General features: G+C 71.9%; 15 protein-coding genes. 9 read left to right on the top strand and 6 right to left on the bottom strand.

Translation table 11 applies throughout. The annotated features are described in order from the left end of the window. Positions 1-730 precede the first annotated feature (730 nt). Positions 731-1,534 carry an MgtC/SapB family protein gene (locus ACZ6MA_RS10905; RefSeq protein ID WP_469432802.1) on the top strand — a complete coding sequence of 268 codons (804 nt, stop codon included), beginning with the start codon at positions 731-733 and terminating at the stop codon, positions 1,532-1,534. Between the two features lie 240 nt (positions 1,535-1,774). Further along, positions 1,775-3,292, top strand: coding sequence for an FAD-dependent monooxygenase (locus ACZ6MA_RS10900; protein ID WP_469432800.1), 1,518 nt, complete (start codon positions 1,775-1,777; stop codon positions 3,290-3,292). Between the two features lie 78 nt (positions 3,293-3,370). Here ACZ6MA_RS10900 and ACZ6MA_RS10895 read toward each other — a convergent pair whose 3' ends face one another. Further along, on the bottom strand, positions 3,371-5,053 hold the full coding sequence (locus tag ACZ6MA_RS10895) for a DUF885 domain-containing protein (protein WP_469432799.1): 1,683 nt from the start codon (positions 5,051-5,053) through the stop codon (positions 3,371-3,373). Positions 5,054-5,633: 580 nt separating this feature from the next. Between ACZ6MA_RS10895 and ACZ6MA_RS10890 the strand changes: the two genes are divergently transcribed. Further along, positions 5,634-9,461: a polymorphic toxin-type HINT domain-containing protein gene (locus tag ACZ6MA_RS10890; protein ID WP_469432797.1), complete on the top strand. Its 3,828-nt coding sequence runs from the start codon at positions 5,634-5,636 to the stop codon at positions 9,459-9,461. Further along, on the top strand, positions 9,458-9,841 hold the full coding sequence (locus tag ACZ6MA_RS10885) for a hypothetical protein (RefSeq protein ID WP_469432796.1): 384 nt from the start codon (positions 9,458-9,460) through the stop codon (positions 9,839-9,841). Before ACZ6MA_RS10890 ends, ACZ6MA_RS10885 begins: the two co-directional genes overlap by 4 nt. 97 nt (positions 9,842-9,938) lie before the next feature. Here the strand turns inward: ACZ6MA_RS10885 and ACZ6MA_RS10880 are convergent, their stop codons facing one another. Beyond that, positions 9,939-10,619 carry a hypothetical protein gene (locus ACZ6MA_RS10880; protein ID WP_469432794.1) on the bottom strand — a complete coding sequence of 227 codons (681 nt, stop codon included), beginning with the start codon at positions 10,617-10,619 and terminating at the stop codon, positions 9,939-9,941. A 297-nt stretch (positions 10,620-10,916) separates the two neighbouring features. Here ACZ6MA_RS10880 and ACZ6MA_RS10875 point away from each other — a divergent pair, with 297 nt between their 5' ends. Continuing rightward, the gene (locus tag ACZ6MA_RS10875; RefSeq protein WP_469432793.1) at positions 10,917-11,171 is read left to right on the top strand and encodes a LysR family transcriptional regulator; all 255 of its coding nucleotides are present in this window, start codon (positions 10,917-10,919) and stop codon (positions 11,169-11,171) included. 58 nt (positions 11,172-11,229) lie between these two features. On the opposite strand, the gene ACZ6MA_RS10870 is transcribed toward ACZ6MA_RS10875, so the two are convergent. Genes ACZ6MA_RS10870 through ACZ6MA_RS10860 form a run of 3 tightly spaced genes read right to left on the bottom strand, consistent with a single transcriptional unit; the run spans position 11,230 to position 15,526 of the window. Beyond that, the gene (locus ACZ6MA_RS10870; protein ID WP_469432791.1) at positions 11,230-11,700 is read right to left on the bottom strand and encodes a nuclear transport factor 2 family protein; all 471 of its coding nucleotides are present in this window, start codon (positions 11,698-11,700) and stop codon (positions 11,230-11,232) included. Positions 11,701-11,744: 44 nt separating this feature from the next. Continuing rightward, on the bottom strand, positions 11,745-12,668 hold the full coding sequence (locus ACZ6MA_RS10865) for an NAD-dependent epimerase/dehydratase family protein (RefSeq protein WP_469433141.1): 924 nt from the start codon (positions 12,666-12,668) through the stop codon (positions 11,745-11,747). Positions 12,669-12,673: 5 nt separating this feature from the next. Further along, positions 12,674-15,526 (bottom strand): AMP-binding protein, encoded by a 2,853-nt coding sequence (locus tag ACZ6MA_RS10860; protein WP_469432790.1) that lies wholly within the window; start codon positions 15,524-15,526, stop codon positions 12,674-12,676. Positions 15,527-16,425: 899 nt separating this feature from the next. On the opposite strand from ACZ6MA_RS10860, the gene ACZ6MA_RS10855 reads away from it, so the two are divergent. From ACZ6MA_RS10855 to ACZ6MA_RS10840, 4 genes are all read left to right on the top strand, one after another. Beyond that, on the top strand, positions 16,426-17,175 hold the full coding sequence (locus ACZ6MA_RS10855) for a DNA-binding response regulator (RefSeq protein WP_469432789.1): 750 nt from the start codon (positions 16,426-16,428) through the stop codon (positions 17,173-17,175). A 146-nt stretch (positions 17,176-17,321) separates the two neighbouring features. Beyond that, entirely contained in the window at positions 17,322-18,143 is an 822-nt protein-coding gene (locus ACZ6MA_RS10850; protein WP_469432787.1) for a LuxR family transcriptional regulator, read from the top strand. 188 nt (positions 18,144-18,331) lie between these two features. Then, the gene (locus ACZ6MA_RS10845; RefSeq protein ID WP_469432786.1) at positions 18,332-19,255 is read left to right on the top strand and encodes an ACP S-malonyltransferase; all 924 of its coding nucleotides are present in this window, start codon (positions 18,332-18,334) and stop codon (positions 19,253-19,255) included. 30 nt (positions 19,256-19,285) lie between these two features. Then, positions 19,286-20,038, top strand: coding sequence for a thioesterase II family protein (locus ACZ6MA_RS10840; RefSeq protein WP_469432784.1), 753 nt, complete (start codon positions 19,286-19,288; stop codon positions 20,036-20,038). 131 nt (positions 20,039-20,169) lie between these two features. Here the strand turns inward: ACZ6MA_RS10840 and ACZ6MA_RS10835 are convergent, their stop codons facing one another. Further along, the gene (locus ACZ6MA_RS10835; RefSeq protein ID WP_469432782.1) at positions 20,170-22,332 is read right to left on the bottom strand and encodes an MMPL family transporter; all 2,163 of its coding nucleotides are present in this window, start codon (positions 22,330-22,332) and stop codon (positions 20,170-20,172) included. Positions 22,333-22,555 lie beyond the last annotated feature (223 nt).

The following is a 22,555-nucleotide window of genomic DNA, read 5'->3' as shown; positions in this document are numbered from 1 at the left end:
ACGTGACGCTCCGGCCGAACATGACCTTCACCCTGCCCACCCCCCCCCCCCCCCCTCCCTCCCCCCCCTTCCCCCCCCCCTCCCCCCCCCCCCCCCCCCCCCTGTGGCGCCCGGTGCCGCCCTTTCGCATTCGGCGGTTCTTTCCCCGGCGCGCACCTCGGGACGGTCAACCGGAATTTGCCCTCCTATTGCCTCCCCCTGAACAGATCACTCGTCGCCTATGGCAAGCTGGGTTTCGCGTGAGCCGCCCCGGTCGCAATACGCGTGTCAATCCGCCGCGGCGCCGCACGTTATGGGCCGTACGAGCGAGGAGGTGATCGGGATGACCACTCGGAGTCCCGAGGGAAGTCCTCGCCCCGGAATGCCGGTCGTGACTCTTCGCGGTGCCGATGCGCCGGCTTGGGCGCGGAGCGGCGCGGACCGGCCCGCCCGCCCGGGCCCCTCGGCGCACTGACGCCTTCGGCTCCGCATCGCCGATGCCCCGGGGAATTCCACCCCGCCTCGCCGGAAAATCCTTCCGCGCATTCCGCCGCGCGGTCAATCGCGCTTTTCCGTGCCATGACCGGGCTGTGTCGTGGGCGTGAATGCGCCATGGCGTCACGCGTGAGAGCGCATGGCATCGGCACGCTCACTCGCGGGTGAAGTCGTGGTGCATCCGGCGGTTCGGCATCTGGCTGTACGCAGCCGATAGGACAGTGCCGATAGGACAGTGAAGAGGAGGGTGTGAAACATGGTCATCGTCAACGAATGGCACATGGCAGCCAATATCGCGGCCGGACTGGGCTTCGGCGCGGTCATCGGCCTGGAACGCCAGTGGCGCTCCAGGATGGCGGGCCTGCGCACGAACGCGCTGGTCGCGGCCGGCTCCGCCCTCTTCGTGCTGCTCTCCCAGTACGGCTTCGCCGACGCGACGAGCACCGCCGGCTACGACGGCTCGCGGGTCGCCGCGCAGATCGTCTCCGGCATCGGCTTCCTCGGCGCGGGCGTCATCATGCGCGACGGGCTGAGCGTCCGGGGCCTCAACACCGCGGCCACGCTGTGGTGTTCGGCCGCGGTCGGCGCCCTCGCCGGAACCGGCCTGTACGTGGTCGCGGGGCTCGGCACGGCGGGCGTCGTCGGCGCCAACACCCTGCTGCGCCCCTTGGCCCGCGGCCTCGACCGCAAGCCGCGCGGCGGCTCGGAAGTGGCCACCGACTACTACTTCGAGGTGGTCTGCACCGAACCCGAGGAAGCCCACGTCCGTACCCTCGTCGTCCAGTCCCTGGCCCGCCCCGGCTTCCGTCTCCGCTCGGTCCACAGCGTCGACGCGGAGGCCGCGGGCAAGGTCACCGTCGCCGCCGAACTCACCACCGAGCGCCGTGACGACAGCCTCCTGGAGGAGGCGGTCAGCCGCCTCTCCCTGGAGCCCACCGTCTCGGCGGTGAGCTGGACGGTCCTGCACGGCCCGGACGACGCGGACGAGCCGGACGAGCCGACGGGCTACGCGTCCGGCCGCCGGGGTCGACGGGTACGGGACTTCTTCACGGGGCGGTGAAGGCGGGGCGCGCGCGGCCGCGTCGGCGTCCGTTCCCCTGCGGCCCGGGGCGCGCGGGCCAACCACCCAGGGGCGCCCCCCAGGGCTCCGGTGGCGGGCGCACCGTGAGCATTGTCACTGCCGGCCCGAGGGCATACCGCGACCGCGGTGGCGCACCGGGTGCGTGACTTACCGTCAGGGCCTGCCGCGAGCCGTCCGCCCCTCCCGCGCCGAGGGGCGGCTTCGACGTGAGGAAACACTGTGCTGAACCTGCCCGCGATCACCACCACCGAAGTACTGATCTCCGGAGCCGGACCCACCGGCCTCGTACTCGCCTGCGACCTCGCCCGGCGCGGGATCGCCTGCCGCGTCGTGGAGCGGGAGAGCCACAGCTTTCCCGGCTCGCGCGGCTCCGGCCTCCAGCCGCGCTCCCTGGAGGTCTTCGACGACCTCGGCGTCATCGACGCCATACGCACGGAAGGCGGCCCCGTCCAGCGCCTGCAGAGCTGGGACGGCACGACACGCGTCGCCGAGTGGGACACGGTCGAACGCTCCGAGCCCTCGCCCCACGTGCCCTACGGCGAGATGTGGATGCTCCCGCAGTGGCGCACCGTCGAGATCCTCCGGCAGCGCCTCGAAGCGCTGGGCGGAAGCGTCGAGTTCGACCGCGAGCTGACCGGCTTCGAGCAGGACGCGGACGGGGTCACGGCGTGGCTGCGCGGACCGGACGGCACCACGTCGGCCGTCCGCGCCGGCTATCTGGTCGCGGCCGACGGCGGACGCAGCACGGTCCGCAAGGCCCTCGGGGTCGGTTTCCCCGTCACCGAGATCATCACCGACCCGACGCTGATCGCGGACGTCCTCGTCGACGGATTCGACCGCGCGCACTGGCACGTGTGGCCCACCGCGCCGGGCGGACGCGTCGCGCTCCGCCCCCTCGAAGGCTCGGACTGCTTCCAGTTGCTCGCCCACTTCGAGGGCGGCGGCCCGGACTTCACCCCCGACGCCACCCCCGAGGCCGTCCGGCGGCTGATCGCGGAGCGCACCGGCCACGAGGGCGTGCGGGTGCGCGAGGTGCGGTGGTCCTCGGTGCTGCGCATCAAGGCCGGGGTCGCCGACCGCTTCCGCGTCGGCCGTGTCCTGCTCGCCGGCGATGCCGCGCACATTCACTCCCCGACGGGTGGCCAGGGTCTCAACACCAGCATCCAGGACGCGTACAACCTCGGCTGGAAGCTCGGCGCGGTACTGCGCGGCGGGCCCGACGCGCTCCTCGACACCTACGAGGGGGAACGGCGGCCGGTCGCGCGGCACGTGCTCGAACTCACCACCCGCGTCTTCGAACGGGACCGCGCGGACAAGGACCGCGGCTTCTCCCGGCGCGGCGGCGACACCCTCCAACTCGACCTTGGCTACCGCGAGAGCCCGCTGACGCGGGAGTGCCGCCAGGGCCTGGCCGACGACGCGCTGCGCGCCGGAGACCGCGCCCCCGACGCCCCCTGCGGGCCCGTCCGTCTCTTCGACCTCTTCCGCGGCCCGCACGCCACGCTCCTCGCCTTCGGCGGGACCGACGCCCCGGCCTCCGAGCACTACAAGCTCGTCCGGGTCGGCCGCCCCGGCGAGCGGGCCGACGTCATCGACGTGGACGGACACGCCCACGCGGCGTACGGGGACCGGGGGCTCTTCCTCGTACGCCCCGACGGGTATGTGGCGCTCGCGACGGAGGAGGCGGCGGACCTGGCCTCGTTGAGGTCAGCCACAACCAGCCCGTCCGGCGGTTGAGGACACCGCCGCGCAGCAGTGGTGCAAGACGTCACGGGCCCGCAGTGCCGAGGGCAGCGCACGGGCGAGCGGCCGTGTTCAGAGCGCCGACAGCTCGTCCACCAGGTCGTCGAGCCCCAGCGGGCCCTGGGACAGGGCCGCCATGTGCCAGGCCTTGGCGTCGAAGGACGCGCCGTGCGCCGCGCGGGCGTTCTCCCGGCCGCGCAGCCAGGCGCGTTCGCCCAGCTTGTACCCGATGGCCTGGCCCGGCAGGGACAGATAGCGGGTCAGCTCGCTCTCCACGAACGCCGCCGGGCGGCTGCTGTGCCGGCCGAAGAAGTCCTGGGCCAGCTCCGGGGTCCAGCGCTCGCCCGCGTGGAAGGGGGAATCCGCCGGGATCCGCAGCCCCAGGTGCATGCCGATGTCGATGATGACGCGGCACGCGCGCATCATCTGCGCGTCCAGATAGCCGAGACGGCGCTCGGGGTCCGGCAGGAAGCCCAGCTCGTCCATGAGCCGCTCGGCGTACAGCGCCCAGCCCTCCAGGTCGGCGCTGACCTTGCCGATCGTCGCCTGGTAGCGGGAGAGACGGCCGGCGACGTGCACCCACTGGGCGATCTGGAGGTGATGCCCGGGAACGCCCTCGTGGTACCAGGTGGACACCAGGTCGTAGACGGGGAAGCGGGTCGCGCCCATCGTCGGCAGCCAGGTGCGGCCGGGACGGGAGAAGTCCTCCGACGGGCCGGTGTAGTACGGGGCGGCGGCCGAGCCCGCCGGGGCGATGCGGGACTCCACCGCCCTGAGCGGGGCGGCGAGTTCGAAGTGGGTGCCGTCCAGCGCCTCGATGGCCTCGTCCATCAGGTTCTGCAGCCAGACCCGGGTCTCCTCCACGCCCTCGACGTGACTGCCGTGCGCGTCGAGGTGCGCCAGCGCCTCCCAGGGGCCCGCCCCCGGCAGGACCTTCCCCGCCTCGGTCCGCATCTCGGCGAGCAGCCGGTGGTATTCGGACCAGCCGTACGCGTAGGCCTCGTCCAGGTCGAGGTCCGTGCCGTTGAAGTAACGCGCCCAGCGGGCGTACCGCTCCCGTCCCACCGTGTCCGGGGCGCCCTCGATCGCAGGGGCGTAGACCTCGCGCAGCCAGTCACGCAGCCCGGCCACGGCGGCCGTGGCCCCGGTGGCGGCGTCGTCCAGCTCGCCGCGCAGCGCGTCCGGCCCCGTGTCGGCGAACTCCCGGAACCAGCCGCGCCCCTCGTCCACCCACTGCGTCAGCTGGCCGACGACGGTCCGCGTGGCGCGCGGTCCGCCCGGCAGTTTCCGGTCGAGGCCGAGGGTCAGCGACTCCCGGTACCCGGCGAGGGCGCCGGGCACGGCCCGCAGCCGCTCGGCGACCGCCGCCCAGTCCTCCTCGGTCTCCGTCGGGGCGACCGTGAAGACCTTCCGCACGCTGTGCACGGGCGAGCTGAGGTTGCTGACCGTCCGCAGCCCCTCCTCGGCGTCGTGCACGGCGAGTTGCGCCGTGAGCCGCTCCCGCAGGAGCCGTCCGCACCGCCGCTCGACGCCGGCCTCGGCGCCCGGCAGCCGCTCCGCGTCCGCGAGCCGGCTCAGCGTCGCGCGGTGGAGGCCGGCCAGGGCCTCCTGCCCGGCGGGGGAGAAGTCGGGGAGGCGCCGGGCGCTGTCCGCGACTCCCAGGTAGGTGCCGGTGATCGGATCGAGGGCGACGAGGGCGTCGACGTGGGCGTCGGCCACCTGGCGGGGCAGCGCGCCGTGCGGGGTCTCTGGCATGGGGACATCCTGGTACGGGCGGGGAGCCGTGCCAACGGTACGTCGGGGATCGGCCGGTGACGGCGATCTCCCGAGCGCAGCACGGAATGGCGGTATCCGAATGCCGAGTAGCCGTTCCGCGCCGCATCGGGATGCCGGGGATTTCCGGTCGGCAGGAGCGGCCGGATTTCGTGAAGCGCGATGCGCGCCCGGGTGTTGTCCCACCCCAAGTAATGGCGAGATAAAGGCGGATGGCGATAGCCTACCAGTTACCGGCACTTTGCCAACAGTTGACCGTGAATCGAAGGCGTCGCGCCCGGAGGGCGCAAGCCGTACCGCCGGTAGTGATGGGTGTGTGCATGACATAAGCGCGCGCTGCGGAGTCTTTTATTCCGTTCATTCGTGCCCCAAGTCAGGCCTCGGATAAGGCCACATGACGCTCTCTCAGTGGGGTTATGCTCGCCACGCGCCGATAAGTTTCGGCCATCAACTGACAAGAACGGTCAATGTGGTGAGAAGAAAGCCCAACGGGGCGAGACCCGGGGGAAAGCAGGGACTCTGCACGCGTGCGGTGTGCCTGAGTGTCCTGCCCCTGGCGCTCGTGGCGAGTCTGCTCGGAACCAGTACCTCCTTCGCGGCGGAAGAGCCGGACCGGCCGACCGACCGCGCTCGCGTCCTGGAATTGTGGAAGTCGGGCGGGCCCGGTGTCACGGCCGCCGCGGAGGCGGCCCTCATGGGCACCGACGACGACGTGAAGCGCTTCCTCGGCAGCGAGAAGGACATCGCCGAATTCCACGACGACCGCATTTACACGATGCAGCTGTTCACCGTGGGCGGCCGTGGCGTGCGCGAGGCCGCGAAGAAGGCGCTCGCCGGGTCCCGCGAGGACCTGGAGGCCTTCCTGAAGGACGGGTGGCGCGAGCCGCTCGAACAGGACCAGCGGGTGCGGGCCACGCAGATCGGCAGCGCCGGCGGCAGCGGTGTGCAGGACGCGGCGAAGGCCGCGCTCGGCGGCACGAGCGGTGACATCCGCGAGTTCCTCAGCGAGAACCAGTACACCGCCCGGGAGCAGGACGACCGGGTGCAGCTCATGCAGATCATGAGCGCCTCCGGCCCGGCGACCAAGGAAGCGGCGAAGGTCGCGCTGAACGGCTCCGCCGAGGACATCCGGGAGTTCCTGGAGACCGGCCAGCACGTCTCCCGTGCCCGGGACCAGGAGCGGGCCACCGTCGCGCAGCTGGCCGAACAGGCCACGCAGGCGGGCAAGACGGCCAAGCGGGAGACCGAGGCGGCCAAGGAGGCCTCGGAGCGGGCGGTGGCCGCCTCGAAGCTCGCCAAGGAAGCGGCACAGAAGGCCGCCGGCGAGACCGAGGCGGCGAAGAAGGACTCCCAGCGCGCGGCCAACGCCGCGGGTCGCGCGGCCGACGCGGCGGCGGGTGCCGCCGAGGCCGCGCAGGAGGCCATCAGCGCCGCCCGGGCCGCGAACAGCTCGGCGCGGATCGCCGCGAGCGCCGCGTCCCAGGCGGCGTCCGCCGCCGCCGGTGCGGCCGAGGCCGCCTCCCGTGCGCGGGGCGCGGCATCCGCCGCGGCCACGGACGCGGGGCAGGCCGCCGCCGCCCGCAAGGCGGCGGAGGACGCCCGTAACGCGGCGAAGGGCGCGCGACTGGCGGCGCAGGCCGCCGTGCAGGCGGGCACCGCCGCGACGGCGGCGGGCGAGGCGGCCTCGGCCGCGGCCAGTGCCGGCGCCAACGCCGACGCCGCCGCCGGAGCCGCGGCCCAGGCCGGTGGCTTCGCCGACGAGGCCGGCGCCCAGTCCGCGCGGGCCAAGTCGGCCGCCGCGTCGGCCCGGCGCCACGCGCGCGAGGCGACCCGCGCCGCCGGTGCGGCCAAGTCGCTGGCCGACGAGGCGGCGTCCGCCGCCTACCAGGCGCGGGACGCGGCCAACTCGGCCGCCGACCACGCCGACGCGGCGGCCGCGGCCGCCGACGAGGCGGCCAAGCACGCCGGTGACGCGGTGACCGCCGCGAAGGAGTCGACGACCCACGCCGAGGCGGCCAAGAAGGCCGCGGACGCGTCGTCGGCGGCCGTCGAGAAGGCCGGCAAGGTCCACGAGCTGGCCACGCGGATCGAGGCCGAGAACCTCAAGGCCCGCACCGCGGGCGCCATCGAACAGGCCAAGGACCTCAAGGCGAGCGACGAGGAGCGCAAGGCCACGTCCGCCGCCGCGGCCAAGGAGACCAAGGAACTCGACGACGAGGCGGCACGCCTCGCCGCCGAAGCCGCCAAGCCCGGCACCGACGTCAAGGACGTCGCCGGCAAGGGCCGCCGGGTGGCGCTCCTGGCGATGAAGGTCCGCGGACCGTGGAGCCGCGCGGCCGCGGCGACCGCCCTGGGCGGGACGGACGACGTCGTCCGCGACTACGTGCTGACCGACTGGAACGCCGCCGCTCAGCAGGACGAGCGCGCCCGCGTCGAGGTCCTCGCGGACCAGGCCGATTCCGAGCCGGTGCGCAAGGCGGCCGAGGAGGCCCTCAAGGGCGACGCCGCGAAGATCACGGAGTTTCTGCGGACCGGCCAGCACAAGGCCGCCGCCGACGACTACCGGGTGCGGGTGGTGCAGATAGCCAACGGCACCGACCGCGGCATCCAGGAGGCCGCCAAGGCCGCTTTGAAGGACGGCTCGCCGGACAAACTGCGGGAGTTCCTCAACACCGGGCAGTACGCCGCCCGGGAGGCCGACGAGCGGGTCCGCGCCGTCCAGCTGGCCACCACCGGTGGCGCCGAGGTCAAGGCGGCGGCCCAGGTCGCCCTCGCCGGACCGGTCGAGGTGCTCCACGGGTTCATCCAGGCCGGCCAGTACAAGGCGGCCCGCAAGGACCAGCTGACGGCCACCCACGTCGCCGAGGTGAAGCGCATCATCGCCGAAGCCTCCGGCGTCGCGGCGACGGCACAGCAGAACGCCGCCGAAGCCGCCCGGGTGGCGGCCGTCGCCCGCAAGGCCGCGGAAGACGCCAAGGGCTACGCCAAGCAGGCCGAGGAATCGGCCAACGCGGCCAAGGGCTACGCGGAGCAGGCCCGCACCTCGGCCAAGCAGGCCGAGGCATCGGCCGCCGACGCGGCCAAGTCCGCCAGGACCGCCCGTGACGCGGCCGCCGCGGCCCGCCGTGACGCCCGCGCCGCCGACGACTCCGCCGCCCGCGCCGGTGCCTCGGCCATGTGGGCGCGCTCGTCCGCCGACGAGGCGTACACCGCGTCCAGCCAGGCGCGTGCCTCCGCCGTGGCGGCGGGCAAGGACTCCGTCGCGGCCGGCAAGGCCGCCAAGGAGGCCTTCGACGTCGCCGTCGCCAAGCAGCGCGCGGAGGACGAGGCCAAGCGGCGCGACGAGGAGGCCCGCAAGAAGCGGATCGAGCTCCAGAAGAAGGAGCAGGCCCGCCGCGAGGCCGAGGAGAAGAAGAAGGCGGGCCGCTGGGGCTGGCTGCGCGAGGGCGGGCACTTCCTGCTCGACGTCGCCGGTGCCGTACCCGGCCTGGGCACGGTGACCAACGGCGTCAACTGCGCCTGGTACGCGGCGGAGGGCGACTACGTCAACGCCGGCATGTCCTGCCTCGCGGCCATCCCCGTCGCCGGTCAGGCGGCCGCCGCTGCCAAGATCGCCAAGTACGGCGAGAAGGGCCTCAGCTTCATCAGGGGCGGCCAGAAGGCCTGCAAGGTGCCCAACAGCTTCACCCCGGAGACCCCGGTGGTGATGGCCGGCGGCACGACCAAGCCGATCAAGAACGTCCGGATCGGTGACAAGGTACTGGCCACCGACCCCGACACGGGCCGCACCGTGGCGAAGCCGGTGTACAACACCATCGTCGGCACGGGCGAGAAGCAACTGGTCGAACTCACCGTCGACACCGACGGCGACCGGGGCGGTGCCACCGGCACCCTCACGGCCACCAAGGGACACCCCTTCTGGGTCCAGGACCGGCACACCTGGGTCAACGCCGGTGACCTCAAGCCGGGCGCGCTGCTGCGCACGCCGTCCGGTACGCCGGTGAAGGTCACCTCGACCCGTGCCTGGACCGCGCGGCAGAAGGTCTTCAACCTCTCCGTCAGCGACATCCACACCTACTACGCGGTGGCCGGCGACGCTCCGGTCCTCGTCCACAACTGCAACGTCCCGCTGACGAACATCCACCCCCCGGAGTCGCTCTCCCCGTCGTCCCTGAAGTTCTGGGGCGAGCAGTCCACCGACGACATCGTCCACTCCCTGCGGCCGGGAGCCCACGAGGCGCTGCGCGTGACCCCGGAAGGAGCCGTGCACAACGGCAACACCCGGCTGACCGTCCTGAAGGAGCGCGGCTACGATGTCGACTCGCTTCCCCGTGAGCGGTACGAGAAGACGGGGATGACCGACGAGGAAATGTGGGCGATGGAGCAGTGAACACCAGAGCACAGGTCCGGGCGATCCTCGCGTCCGGGGCCAGGGAGACGTTCCTGCTGGCCCTCGGCCACCGGCTCGGTACCTCGGCCCGTCTCGTCTTCGCCGAGGAGGGGCCGGAACGCCTGCGGGCCGCCCGGGCCTGCAACGAGATGATGATCGTGGTCTGGTCGCAGCTCTGGGCCACCCGGGCACCGGAAGCCGCGTCGGGGTACCCGGACGAGGAGTTCCTCCCCGTCCTGCTGGAGAAGGCGGACGCCGGTGACGCGCGCCCGTATCTGCGGGACGCGCTGGAGAGCACGCTCGTCCACCTCCGCGGCTCGGGCGCCCTGCCCGGCACCGACGAGGTGACGCCGGAAGAACGGCCCACCCCCGGGGCGTAGCCGCGCGGGAGTGCGAAAAGCCCCACCGGGACACGGTCCCGGTGGGGCTTTTCGCGTGCGGCCCGGCCCATGCCGTGGGCCGCCCGCGCGAAAGGGGTCAGGAGCAGCTGCGCACCCAGTTCCAGCCTATGAAGCTGTGCTTGAGCTGTACGTCGAAGGTGCAGGCGGAGGTGCCGTCCGCGCGCAGCTCGACCGAGGTGTCGTGGGAGTTGGCGTACCAGGCGCCCGTCACGTCGAAGATGCCCTTGTAGCCGAACTCGGCGTGGGCCTTCGTGGTGGAGGTCGCGCAGTCCTTCAGGCAGTCCGCGCTCTGGCTGTTCGCCTTGAGCGACCAGCCGGCGTCCCACGGCTCCCGGTTCCAGCCGTGCGTGACCGTCGTCGTGGCGTCCGTGACGCGGCCGCCCGCGGTGTTCCACTCCGAGGTGGAGTACAGCCCGGTCATGCGGATCTTGCAGCAGTCGAACATCTCGGAAGCGGACTTCACCTGGTGGCGCTGTCCGTCCGCGGCGGCCAGGCTCTTCTGCCGGGCGGCCGGGGCGGGGGTGTACCGCACCTCGCCCAGCTGCGGCTTGCAGTCGGGGCCGATGGTCACGACCTGGCTGACCGTCGTGCCGGCCGGCGGGGCCGGCAGCTCACCGGCGAGCCGAAGGCTTCCGCAGTCCTTCGAGGTGTCCCGGGAGGGCGTGTCGGCCGCGGCGGCGGAGGTGGCGGTGAGCGGCAGCAACGTGGCCGCGAGCGCGGCGGCGACGGTGGTGATGACGGACAGCTTCTTGCGCATTTCCTACCCTTCGTACGTATGTTCCCGCCAGGAGCGTACCGAGGGGGTACCGGCACCAGTTGTCGATCTTCGACGGTTGGCAGGAAGGTGACATCCCCGCCCTCGGCGGGGGTGGCGCGGTGGGCCCGCGGGAGCGGGAGCGGGCCCCCGGTGGGCGGCGTGCAGCTTCCTGCACCGGCCATTGCCCCGCTGTCCGGCCGTCCGCTGGTATGGGCGGCAGATCTCGACAGTCCGGCTCACGGGGAACCGGAACTCAGCGCGGCCGGTCGCGGCCCACTGGAGAAGTAGGGGGCACACATGCTCGAGCGGGAGCTCCGCGCTTTCATCTCCACCGCGGAGATCGGGCGGATGGACAGGGCGGCGAAGATGCTGGGCTACTCACAGCCCGCCGTCAGCTACCAGATCAGGTGCCTGGAGCAGACCTTGGGCACCAAGCTGTTCGTCCGGGGTTCCGCGGGGGCCCGGCTGACGCCCGAGGGCCGCATGATCCTGCCGTCGGCACGGGCCGTGCTGACGCTCATCGACAGCATGAAGGACGTGTGCGAGGTCTGAGCGACGAGTCGTACGCGTGGGCCGCCGCCGAGCACATCGGCGGCGGCCCGCTGCCGCGTCAGGCGGCGGCGGATCCCACCAGCTCGTCCACCAGCCCGTCCGCCGTCTCGTCCGCCAGGGGCCCTTCGGCCCGGATGAGCCGGTGGAACAGGACGGTGTCGAAGATGTCCTCCATACGGACGGCCCGGCCGTCCCGCATCGTCCAGGAGTGGGTGAAGTCGAGCGTCTCGGTGTGACCGGAGACCGAGGTGACCTGCCGGACGCCGAACACCACCACCCGGTCGCCGGACTCGATGAACTCCCGCGGCTCCAGCCGCATTCCGCCCAGGACCAGGGGCACCCGCGCCAGGAACCGTCTGACTCCGGCGTGGCCCGAGGCGGTGCCGCCGAGGCCGAACTCGGCCATGCCACGCGGATGCACCCACTCGATCCCGGGGTCCAGGGTCTCCAGCAGTGCCACCACGTCCCGTGCGCCGAAGGCACGGTACGCGGCGTGGACGATGTCGAGGTTCGCGGTGTGACGGGGCATGTCGGGGTCCTCTTTCAACGATGGTCGGCGGTCGGCGGTGGGCGTCAGCGCTTGAGGTGCTCGGGGTACAGCACCTCGAGGGTGCGGCGGATGCCGTCCCGCCAGGGCACCTCGCACGGCCCGGTCAGGGCGCGGCGCAGGGCCGGGTCGAACCGGTAGGTCTCCCGGGTGACGTCGCTGGGTACGAGACGGGCCGGCACCCCGGTGAGTTCCTCGAGGTAGCGCACGCAGTCGGTGATCCCGACGGACTCGTCGCCGCCCCAGTTAACCAGGGTGGCGGGCACCGAGGCCGCGTCCCACAGCCGGGGGACCTGGGCGACCAGGTCGTCGGTGTGCAGCGGGGAGCACCAGTTCTGGCCCGAGCGGGGCACCGCGATCGGCTCGCCGGCCAGCATCCGCTCGAAGTACAGCATCGGCACCCCGCCGTAACCGCCCGGGCCGTAGGCGATGTTGAGCCGGGCGATGGTGGTGGGCAACCCGAGGACCTGGGCGAAGGCCCGGACGGCGCCCTCGGTCGCTATCTTGCCGACCGGGTACGCGGGCAGCCAGTCGGCCACCCCGTCCACCGGGTCGGACTCGGTGTACGCGTGGTCCAGGGTCTGCCGGGCGTAGAGGGCGCCCGTGGAGACGTACAGGAAGGCCTCGGCGGTGCGGCAGTGCGTCATGAGCCGGCCGGCCGCGACCGCGTTGACCTCGACGGCCGCGGTGAAGTCACCGTCCTCGCCGCGGCGCACGGCCGAGTGGACGACGTGGGTGAAGTCCTCGGGCAGGCCCTTCAGCGCGTACTCACCGGTGTCGTCCATGTCCCACCGCCAGGTGGTGATGCCCCGCTCGCGCAGCTCCCGCTCCACGCCCGGGGTGCCGAACCGGCCCAGGCACCACACGTCGTTCGCCGCGGCCAGTGCCTCCGCCACCGGCCGGGCCACCTGCCCCGTACCCCCGGTGACCAGGATCTTCTTGCCCTTCAGGTCTGTCATGCCGTTCCCCCTTCGCCGTCGCCCAGGGCACGGTCGAGCTCGCGGCGCAGGATCGCCTGGAACGCGGCCACGTGCCGTGGGCCCATCAGTGTGTAGTGCTCGCCGGGTACGTCGATGTAGCGGGCCGAGCCCGTGGTGTGTTCGTCCCAGCGGTGGAGCTCGTTACGCAGCCAGTCCTCCTTGGTGCCGCGCAGCGGGACCGCGTAGAAGACCGACATCGAGCGGACCGTGCCGCTGGGCTCGTAGCTGCGCCCGAGGTCGGTGAGGCCGTCGGCCAGCTCGGCCCAGGCGGCGAACTTCGCGGCGTCCAGGTCGAGTTCGGCCAGTCGTCGCTTGGGAGCGAGGTCGATGATGCGGGCGAGCTGTTCCTCGCGGGGCAGGCCCCGGAGCCGGCCGGGCAGCTCGCGTGACTGCTTCTTGTCGATCAGGGCGAGGAAGAACGCCAGGTTGGCGGCGGTCTCGACGAAGTCGAGCTCCTCCATGCGGTATTTGATGTGGGGCGGCAGATTGAAGCTGCCGACGAAGTCCACGCGCTCGCCCTCGGACTCCAGCACCTTGGCGATCTCGAAGGCCACCGCCCCGCCGTAGGAGTACCCGGCGACGGCGTACGGGCCGTGCGGCTGCCGGCTCCTGATGGCCGCCACATAGCTGTCGACCATCTCCCGGAACGAGGCGAACGGCTTCTCGTGCTCGTTGAAGCCCCGGGCGCGCAGGGCGTAGAACGGCCGGTCGCCCACGAAGTACTTCGCGAGGTTGACGAAGACCAGCACCTCGCCGACCCCCGGATGCACACAGAACAGCGGTGTCTTCGTGCCGCCGGTCTGCAGGGGCACGATCGGGTCGTACGCCTGGCCACCCGGCTCACCCGGCTCGCCGTGCCGGGCGAGCCGGGTGGCCAGCGCGCGGACCGTGGGCGCCGTGAGCAGCGTGATGACCTCCAGGTCCGTCACCCCGAGCCGCCGGGTGACCTGGTTGCGCAGCCGCAGGATGTCCAGGGAGGTCCCGCCGAGATCGAAGAAGCTCGCCGTGACGCTGACGCGCGAGGGATCGGTGTCGAACATCTCGGCGTAGATCTCCGTCAGGACCCGCTCCGTCTCGCCCTCGGGGGCGGTGTAGCCGCCGAGCCGGCGCTGAGTGAGTTCGGTGACGTGTTCGACGGCCGCGTCGTACCGTCCGTCCTCCAGCCGCCGGCGCATCACCGCGCGCTGTGTCTTGCCCAGACTGGTCTTCGGGAAGGCGCCCTTGGGCAGGGGGAGGACCAGGGCGGGGCGGAAGCCCCAGTGCATCACCACGGTGGAGCGCACGGAGGCCAGGACGCGGTACAGCGCGGCCTCGTCACCGGCGGGGGTCTCGCAGTGGAAGGCGATCACCAGTTGCTCGGTGTCGCTGCCGGCCGGGCGGACCGGGAACGCGGCGACGTAGGACCGCGCGACCCCGTCGAGCTGTTCGAGCGCGGTCTCGATCTCGTGGCTGTAGTAGTTGACGCCGTTGACGATGACGCAGTCCTTGCTCCGCCCGACGAGGTTGAGCCGCCCCTCGTCGATCCGCCCGAGATCGCCGCTGCGGAACCAGCCGTCGGCGGTGAAGGCGTCGGCGGTGGCCCGCACGTCGTTGTAGTAACCGGGGGTGATCATGGCGCCGGACAGCTGGAGTTCGCCGATCTCGCCCTCGGGCAGCGCGCGGTCCCGCTCGTCCGCGACCCTGATGCGCAGACCCTCGACGGGGGTGCCCAGATTGGCGAACTCACGGCCCTGGTCGACGGCGGGGAAGTGGCGGGAATAGACGCTCCCCGCGCAGGTCTCGGTCATCCCGAACGCGGGCCACAGCGTGCCGGGTGCCAGGCCCAGGGGTGCGAAGCGGGTGAGGAACGCCTCGCCGGTCGCGCGGGGGACGGCCTCGCCGCCGCTGATGACGTGCCGCAGGCCGGAGAGGTCGAGCGGCTCCTCGGTGATCCGGTCGGCGGCCGCGTTGAGCATCCCCAGCAGGAAGTTGGGGGTGAACGTCATGGTGACGCGGTGCCGGGAGACGAGCCGCAGGAATTCGGCGGGCTCGCCGATGACGACTCCGGGTTCGACGTGCAGCTGCCGGCTTCCGGCGTACAGCGGCAGCAGGTGGCACTCCAGCAGCGCCGCCACATGGTCGAAGGACACCCAGTTCAAGGTGGTGTCCGCGGCGGTCAGCCGGTGGTGGCCGTTCTTGCCTGCCATGGACGCCAGCAGATTGGCGTGCGTGAGCCGGACCGCCTTGGAGTTGCCGGTGGAGCCGGAGGTCAGCATGAGCACCGCGGTGTCCTGCGGCTCCGCCTCGTGGAACCGCTCGGCGGGCTCCGCGCCGTACAGAGAGGAGAGGGTGGTGACGGTGATGTCCGCGGCCGCCGGCAGTTCGGCGTGCGAGGACTCGCCGGCGATCAGCAGCGGCTTGCCCAGGAGGGTGTCGACATGGGCCAGTTGGGCGGCCCAGCGCTCCGGGTCGCCGGCGAGCGGGGCCATCGGGCAGGGCACGAAGCCGCCGAGCACACAGGCCCAGAAGGCGGTGAGGAATTCCCGCGGCCGGTCCAGCAACAGGACCACGTTCTGCCGCGGCCGCACCCCCCGGGCCCGCAGCGCCGTCAGGACCCGGCCGGCCTCGTCCAGCAGTTCCGGGTAGGTCTGGAAGTGCGACGGGGCGGCGGCGCCGCCCAGGCAGTGGCGCAGACCGGAGTCCGGGTGCTCGTGGGCGGCTCGCAGGAGGAGGCCGGCGATGGACCGGGTGTCCGTGGGAGTGCCGGGTCCGGCCGAGGGGCGCCCGGTGGTGCGGGGCGCGGAGGCGACGGTTTCGGACACGGCGGTTTCGAGCGCGAGGATGGCCATGGTGTTATCCAATTGCCTTTTCTCTGAGTTCACATGGATGTAGTGCGCAAGCTGGGCATTACGGGGGCCGGGTGGCCCGGAAGGGCGGACCGGCCGGATGGGCCTCAGATCAGGCGCGCCATCGACTGTGAATGGCAATTCCATGCCACGCGTCGGTTCTTTTGATATGCGGACACACTCATCCCCCCGGAGTGAATGTTGTCGAGTTCGGCTCGAATAGGGCTTCGAGCCGAGTGGAAGCTATCACGCGTTTTCGCCGTCGGTGCACGTTGATTGAAAGGCGAATTAGGTTCGCACTCACCGATGGTTTAACGGTGACGCAGTGGCTGCGGCTGCGGTTCCCGTGTTGCTCGTGGTGTCCGTGTGCAGCTTGTGGTCACAGGGTGACCGTAGTTCGACGGCGGGGTGACACGCGGGACAGTGGCCAGTAAAGGACAGTGTGGCTACTGAGGGTGACCGTATGGTGATTTACCGTACGGTAACCGGAAAGACTTAATTCCGGTTGTAGCCGGAGCGGTGCAGCTTGCTGACAGTGCGTCGCCGTGCCGGGGGCCGCCGCCGGAATCGGAATGGGGCCCGGTCGGGCCCGTGCGCGGTCGCCGTACCGGAATCCCCGCGTTGACCGGTACCGGGGGGAGAACTATCGTCTCGGTGATCAACCGCGTTCCTTGCGGGCCCGGCCGGGCCCGGCGACAATGAGGGACGCACGCCGACCAGCCGGTTTTGTGTGCCTGCGGTGGGGCTGCCGGAACCGTAATTGGTCTGACCGGGCGGCTGTGTCGGCCTTACAGGTTCGACAATCGGGGGTACGGGAAATGGCTGGTACGCCGGTAGGTCCACCAGGGGCCGACGGAACGGATCGGGCGCACGACGGGGACCACACGGATCACGCCACGCGCGTGGAGCAGGCCCTGCTGGAAGCCGACGCCCTGATCGAGTCCACGCTCTCCCTGCACCAGGAACGGTTCGAGGCCCCGGTGCTGCTCTCGCGGCTGGACGGCGACCTCATCGCGGACGCGGTCGGCCAGTTCCTGGACGGCGTACGGCACTCGGTGAGCGTCACCGTGACCGGGGCCGGAGCCTTCGTGGCGGCCGTCACGAGAGCGCTCGCGGAGCGCGGCGCCGGCGCCGCCCGCAGCGGCTCAGGCCTCCCGCCCCGCGTCGCGGTGCGGATGCTCTGGGCGGCCGGCGCCGTACCCGAACTGCTGGCCCTGGCCGATCAAGTGCGCGACGTACCGATGGAAATCCGGGTCGCCGAAGGCGAGATGCGCGAGCTGCTCGTCGTCGACGGGGCCGTGGCATTGGTGCACTCCAAGGCCGCTGTCCCCGACGGGCACGCCGCCGTCGTGAAGGACCCCGCCGCCGTTCGCGCACTTGAACTTCTTTTCGCCGGCGCCTGGTCCGGCGCCCGCCCGCTCTCCGTCCATCTGGGGCTGGGCACGCGGCTGCGGACCGACATGGCACGCCGGATCCTGGAAAAGCTCCGCGCCGGCTACACCGACGAGGAGGCCGCGGGCGAGGTGGGCGTCTCACTGCGCACCTACCGCCGCCACGTCGCGGAGATCATGCGTGAACTCGACGCGACATCCCGCTTCCAGGCGGGTGTACGCGCCGTGGAGCTGGGGCTGCTGCCCGACAGAACCGTCTAGACGAGACCCGGCGCGGTGCGCCGGGCGGGCACACTCGGACCCAGAGCCGAGCAACTACGGGGGAGAGACGGACACATGTCACTGAACAGAGACCGGTACGGCACACGGCGCGGCGACCGAAGACGTCCGGTGAGCGGAGCGGGCCGATGAGCGCCCGGGGGACCGGCGAAGGGGATCTGGAGCACGCGCTCCGCGAGATCCGCGCGCTGATCGAGACCGCCGTCACCCAGCACCGCAGCCGGCGGACCGGCAGCCGGCTGATCGACACGGTGGACGGCGGGTACGGCGAGATCCTCGACACGGCACAGGAACTGATCAACGGGGCCGTGGAGAGCGTGGACATCATCCACGGCCGCAGCGTCGGACACGAGGGCCAGCCCCGGGAGGCCGAACGGGACCTGCTTTCCGACGCCTCCGACGCCGTCCGGGTGCGGCTGCTGAGCACCCCCGCCCTGCTGGACGAGTACTTCGTCCGCGAACAGGCCGGCCGCGACCGGCCCGTGTCGATCAGGGTGGCCGGACTGCCTCCGATCCAGGCCCTGATCGTCGACGGCTCCCGCGGCCTGGTGGTCGCCGAGTCCGCCCACGGCCGCCGGGCCTCGGTCGTCCAGGCACCGGAGATACTCCACGCCCTGCACACCCTGGTCGAGGGCGTGTGGCGGGGAGCGGTGCCGGTGAACGAACGCGTCTTCTTCGGCGACCAGTCACGGGCCGACCTCGCCCGGCAGATCCTCGGCGCGCTGCGCGCCGGCGTCACCGACGAGGTCGCCGCCAGGGAACTGACCGTCTCCGTCCGCACCTACCGGCGCTACGTCGCCGAGATCATGACGCTGCTGGGCGCCCGCTCCCGGTTCCAGGCGGGCGTACGGGCGGCGGAGCTGCGGCTGCTGCCGCCGTCCTGGACGACCGGCCCCCCGGGCCCCGGCCCCGGCCGGCCCGCCTCGGCCGCGTACGTGGCAGCTTCCTGAACGGCCCGTTGCCGCGGTCACCGTACGCACCGTTCCATGGGAGGCGCGGAAGGCATTTCACCCCACAGGGAATGCCTTCCCGTCCGACGGCCCCGCCCCCTTCGTGTGCCGTCGTGCGTGGGCCCGGAGCCGCAAATGCGGCTTCCGGGCTCCACGCCGTCCATGACCTCTGTTCGTAAGGTGATTCGATGAATCCGATGCCGATCGCCCTGGTATTTCCCGGACAGGGAACTCAGCGCCAAGGGATGGGTGAACCCTGGCGGGAGACCGCCTCCTGGTGCGTCACCGCCGAGGTGTCCGAGGCAACCGGTGAGGACCTGCCCGAAATCCTGCTGCGCACCCCCGACGCGGAACTGCGCAGAACCGATCTCGCCCAACTCGCCGTCTTCACCGTCTCGGCGATGGCCCACGCCGAGGCGGTGCGCCGCGGCGCGCTGGACGGCACCGTCGTGGCCTGCGCGGGCCACAGCCTCGGCGAGTACACCGCGCTGACCGCCGCCGGGGTCCTCACCGTCCGTGAGGCCGCCGCGCTGGTCGCCGCACGCGGCCGCGCCATGCGGGAGGCCGCACGCCGGCGCGAGGGCACCATGGGCGTCCTCGTCGGCGCGCCCCTGGAAGACGTACGGCAACTCGTGGACGTCCTGCGGGAGTCGGGCGCCGAAGTGTGGGTGGCCAACATCAACGCACCGGGCCAGACGGTGATCTCCGGCACCGTCGAGGGCGTCGAACGCGCCGCCGAGGCGGCGCCCTCCATCGGCGCCAAGATGATCCGGCTGCAGGTCGGCGGCGCCTTCCACAGCCCGCTCATGGAGCCCGCCGCGGACGTCCTCTCCCGGGCCCTGAAGAACACCCTCTTCGCCCCCGCCCACCTGCCCGTGGTCGCCAACGTCGACGCGGAGCCGTACGCCGGCACCGGTGACTGGCCCGCGCTCGGCGCCCGGCAGCTGACCTCTCCCGTGCTGTGGGAGGAGAGCGTGCGGACCCTCGTCGACCGCCTGGGCTGCCGCCGCCTGATCGAGCTGGGCCCGGGCAAGACCCTGGCCGGGCTGGTCCGCCGGATCTCCCCGGACACCCCCGTGGTGTCCGTGAACAGCCCCGAAGCGCTGGGCTGAGCCCACCCGAGTGAGGAGATTCCCCGCACCATGGCAGTAGACCTCCGAAGCAGCTGGCTGCGCCGGTTCCCCACCACCGCGCCGCCCCGGCTGCGCCTGCTCTGCCTCCCGCACGCCGGGGGCTCGGCCAGCTTCTTCCATTCCTGGGGACATGCCTTCGGGGACGACGTGGAGGTGATGGTCGCCCGCTACCCGGGGCGCCAGGAACGGATCGCCGATCCGTTCGTCACCACCATGGAAGGGATGGCCGACGCGCTCGCCGAGGAGCTGGCGCCGTACACCGGCACACCGTTGGCCGTCTTCGGCCACAGCATGGGCGCCTCCCTCGGATACGAGGTGACGCTGCGGCTGCGCGAGCGGTACGGGGTGGCGCCCGCCGTCCTGCTGGTGTCCGGCCGCAAGCCGCCGCACCTGCTCACGCCCCGCACGAAAGACCTCGACGACGACGGTCTCGTCGCGGAGGTCCGCCGGCTCGGGGGGACCGACGCCGCCCTGCTGGAGGACCCCGACCTGCGGGACCTCGTGCTCCCGGCCGTCCGGACGGACTTCCGGATCGTCGCGGACTACCCGGCCCGGCCCGGCGTCCCGCTGCCGTGCCCCGTCGTCGCCTACGTCGGCGACAGCGACCCCGACGTGGCCCCCGGCGCCGTCCGCGACTGGTCCCGCATCGCCCCCGGCGGATTCGACATGGTGGTCCTGCCCGGCGGCCACTTCTATCTGACCGACCGGCGCACGGAACTCATCACCGACATCCGCGGGCGCCTGGAGGCGCCGCGTCCCTGACCGCACGACCGCACGAGCCCCGACGGCGTCCACGCCGTCGGGGCTCTGTGCTGCCGGGGCAGCGGAGGAAACGGCCGGCGGCCGGCACCACCAGGAACCTGGTGGTGCCGGCCGCCCGCCGAGTCGGAGCGTCACCTGGCAGCGGATCCGGAGACCTCCCGGTCCCCGGACTCCCGGGGGGTGCCCACCGGCGCCACGGCGTCCGGCGCCTGGTGCCCGGGCCACCACGCCTTCTCGCCCAGCAACGTCGTCAGGGTCGGCACCAGCAGCAGCGCCATGATGAACGCGGTCAGCAGGATGCCGAACGACACCGCGAAGCCCATCTGCTGGAGCATGCTGTTGTCGGCGAGCATCAGCACGCCGAACGTACCGGCGAGGATGACCGCCGCCGCGCTGATGGTCGGCACGGACTGGGCGACGGCGAGCCGGACGGCCTCCCGGGGCGCGGTGCCCTTGCGGACCTCCTCGCGCAGCCGGGCCACCATCAGGATGTTGTAGTCGGTACCGATCGCCACCACGAAGAGGTACACGATGACCGGGAGCATGAACAACAGCCCCTTCTCACCCTGCGCCCCCTGGAACAGCCACACCGTGGAGCCCAGCGTCGCCGCGAAGCCCAGGCCCACCGACACCATCAGATACAGCGGGGCCACGACGCTTCGCAGCAGCAGACCGAGGATGATCATGATGGCGATGCCCGCCACCGGGAAGACCACCTTGTAGTCGTGGTTGACCGCCGTCTCGATGTCGGCCAGAACGGCCGTCGTGCCGCCCACCAGGGCCTTGCTGCCCTCCGGCGCCGCCTTGTCGGCCGCGTCGCGCAGCGGGCCCGAGACCAGGGAGATCGCCTTGTCCTCGGCGGGCCGGTACTTCAGCACCACGCTGAACTGCGCGACGTCGCCCTTGGGGCTGGGCACGGCCGGGGAGACCTGGCCCACTCCCGGTACGCCGGTGAGCGCGTCGTGGAACGCCTTGAGTTCGCCTCGTTCCAGCTTTCCGCCGTCCTTCGCCTCCAGGTACACCAGCGTCGGATCGGCGCCGCCGGCGGCGAAGCCCTTTTGGAGGACCTCCATGGCCTGGACCGACTCCAGGTCCTTGGGCAGTGAACTCTCCGAGTCGAACTCGGCCTTGAAGCCGAAGACGCCGACCGCGAGCACCGCGAGGACGCCCGCCGACACCGCGGCCACGGCCGCCGGACGCCGGCTGACCAGCGAACCGATGCGGTTGGCCGTCGTGTTCCGCGGCTGCTTCTGCCACGCCTTGGACGGCCAGAAGGCCTTGGTGCCCAGCAGCGAGAAGACGGCGGGGACGAGGGTGAGGGCGGCCACCAGGGTCACCGCGACCGCGATCGCCAGGGACGGGCCGAGGGACCGCATGCTGCCCATGGTCGACAGCAGCAGCGCCAGGAAGGCCACGATGACCGCGCCGGCCGCGGAGGCGATGGTCTCGCCCACCGAACTCACGGCGTTCACCAGTGCGTTCTTGGGCTGCTCACCGGCCCGCAGCGCTTCCCGGTAGCGGAACAGCAGGAACAGGATGTAGTCGGTGCCGACGCCGAAGAGGACGACGATCAGCAGCGCCGAGACGCTCTGGTCCGCCTTGAGCCCGCCCAGCTCGCTGGCTGTCGCGATCAGCCCGTTGGCCACGGTGAAGACCACGAGGATGGTGAGCACCGGCAGGAACGCGATGAGGGGGCTGCGGAAGATGATTCCCAGCAGCACGATGATGAGGCCCAGCGTGGCCATCATGATCATGCCGTCGGTGTTGCCGGAGGACTCCCGGGTGTCCAGGGCCGTGGCCGCCGAACCGGTGATGCCCATCTTCAGCGCGGTGCCGCCCAGCGGGGCCTTGGCGTCCGCGCGCATCCGCTTGACCGCGTCGACCACGTCGTCGTCGTAGACGTTCTTGGTGTCGGCGAGGACGTTCGCCAGGGCGATCGTGCCGTCCGCGGACACTGCGGCCGGGTCCGACAGCACCTGCTTGATCTTGTCGTACTTCCGGTCCCGCAGGTTCTTCGCGACCTTGCCCACGGCCTCCTTGTCGGAAGCCGTCAGCTTTCCGCCGTCGGACCGCTGGAATACGATGATGGCGGCCGGCTGCTCCCGCTGCGGGAAGGCCTTTTCCTGCAGCTTCGCCGCCTGCACCGATTGATAGTGCGAAGGCAGGAAGTCGGCTTGGTCATCGGTGGGCTTGAGTGAAGGCGCGAGCGCGCTGAGCGCTATCGCCGCGACAATCCAAGCCACGATGGTCAGCCACGGGCGGTTGACACAGAACCGTCCGACTCGTCCGAACATGGGGCTCCTTAAAGGAAAAGGCTTCGCCACTGCCCGGACTTCCGACTCCGGCCAGCGGTAGGTGCTCGAGGGGAGACCGGCACGGAAGCACGCGCTCCGCCCCACGAATAGGCATCAGGTTCCCATCGGGCGCGGGGCGCGGCGGCGACGTGCGCGAACGGTGTCCGCTTGTTGACAGCGCAGCCGGTCAACGCCCCGCCACCGGGCCCCGCCACGGCCCGGA

It is taken from the genome of Streptomyces sp. NPDC042259 (assembly GCF_055582085.1).
This window is presented reverse-complemented; position numbering and strand designations above follow the sequence as displayed.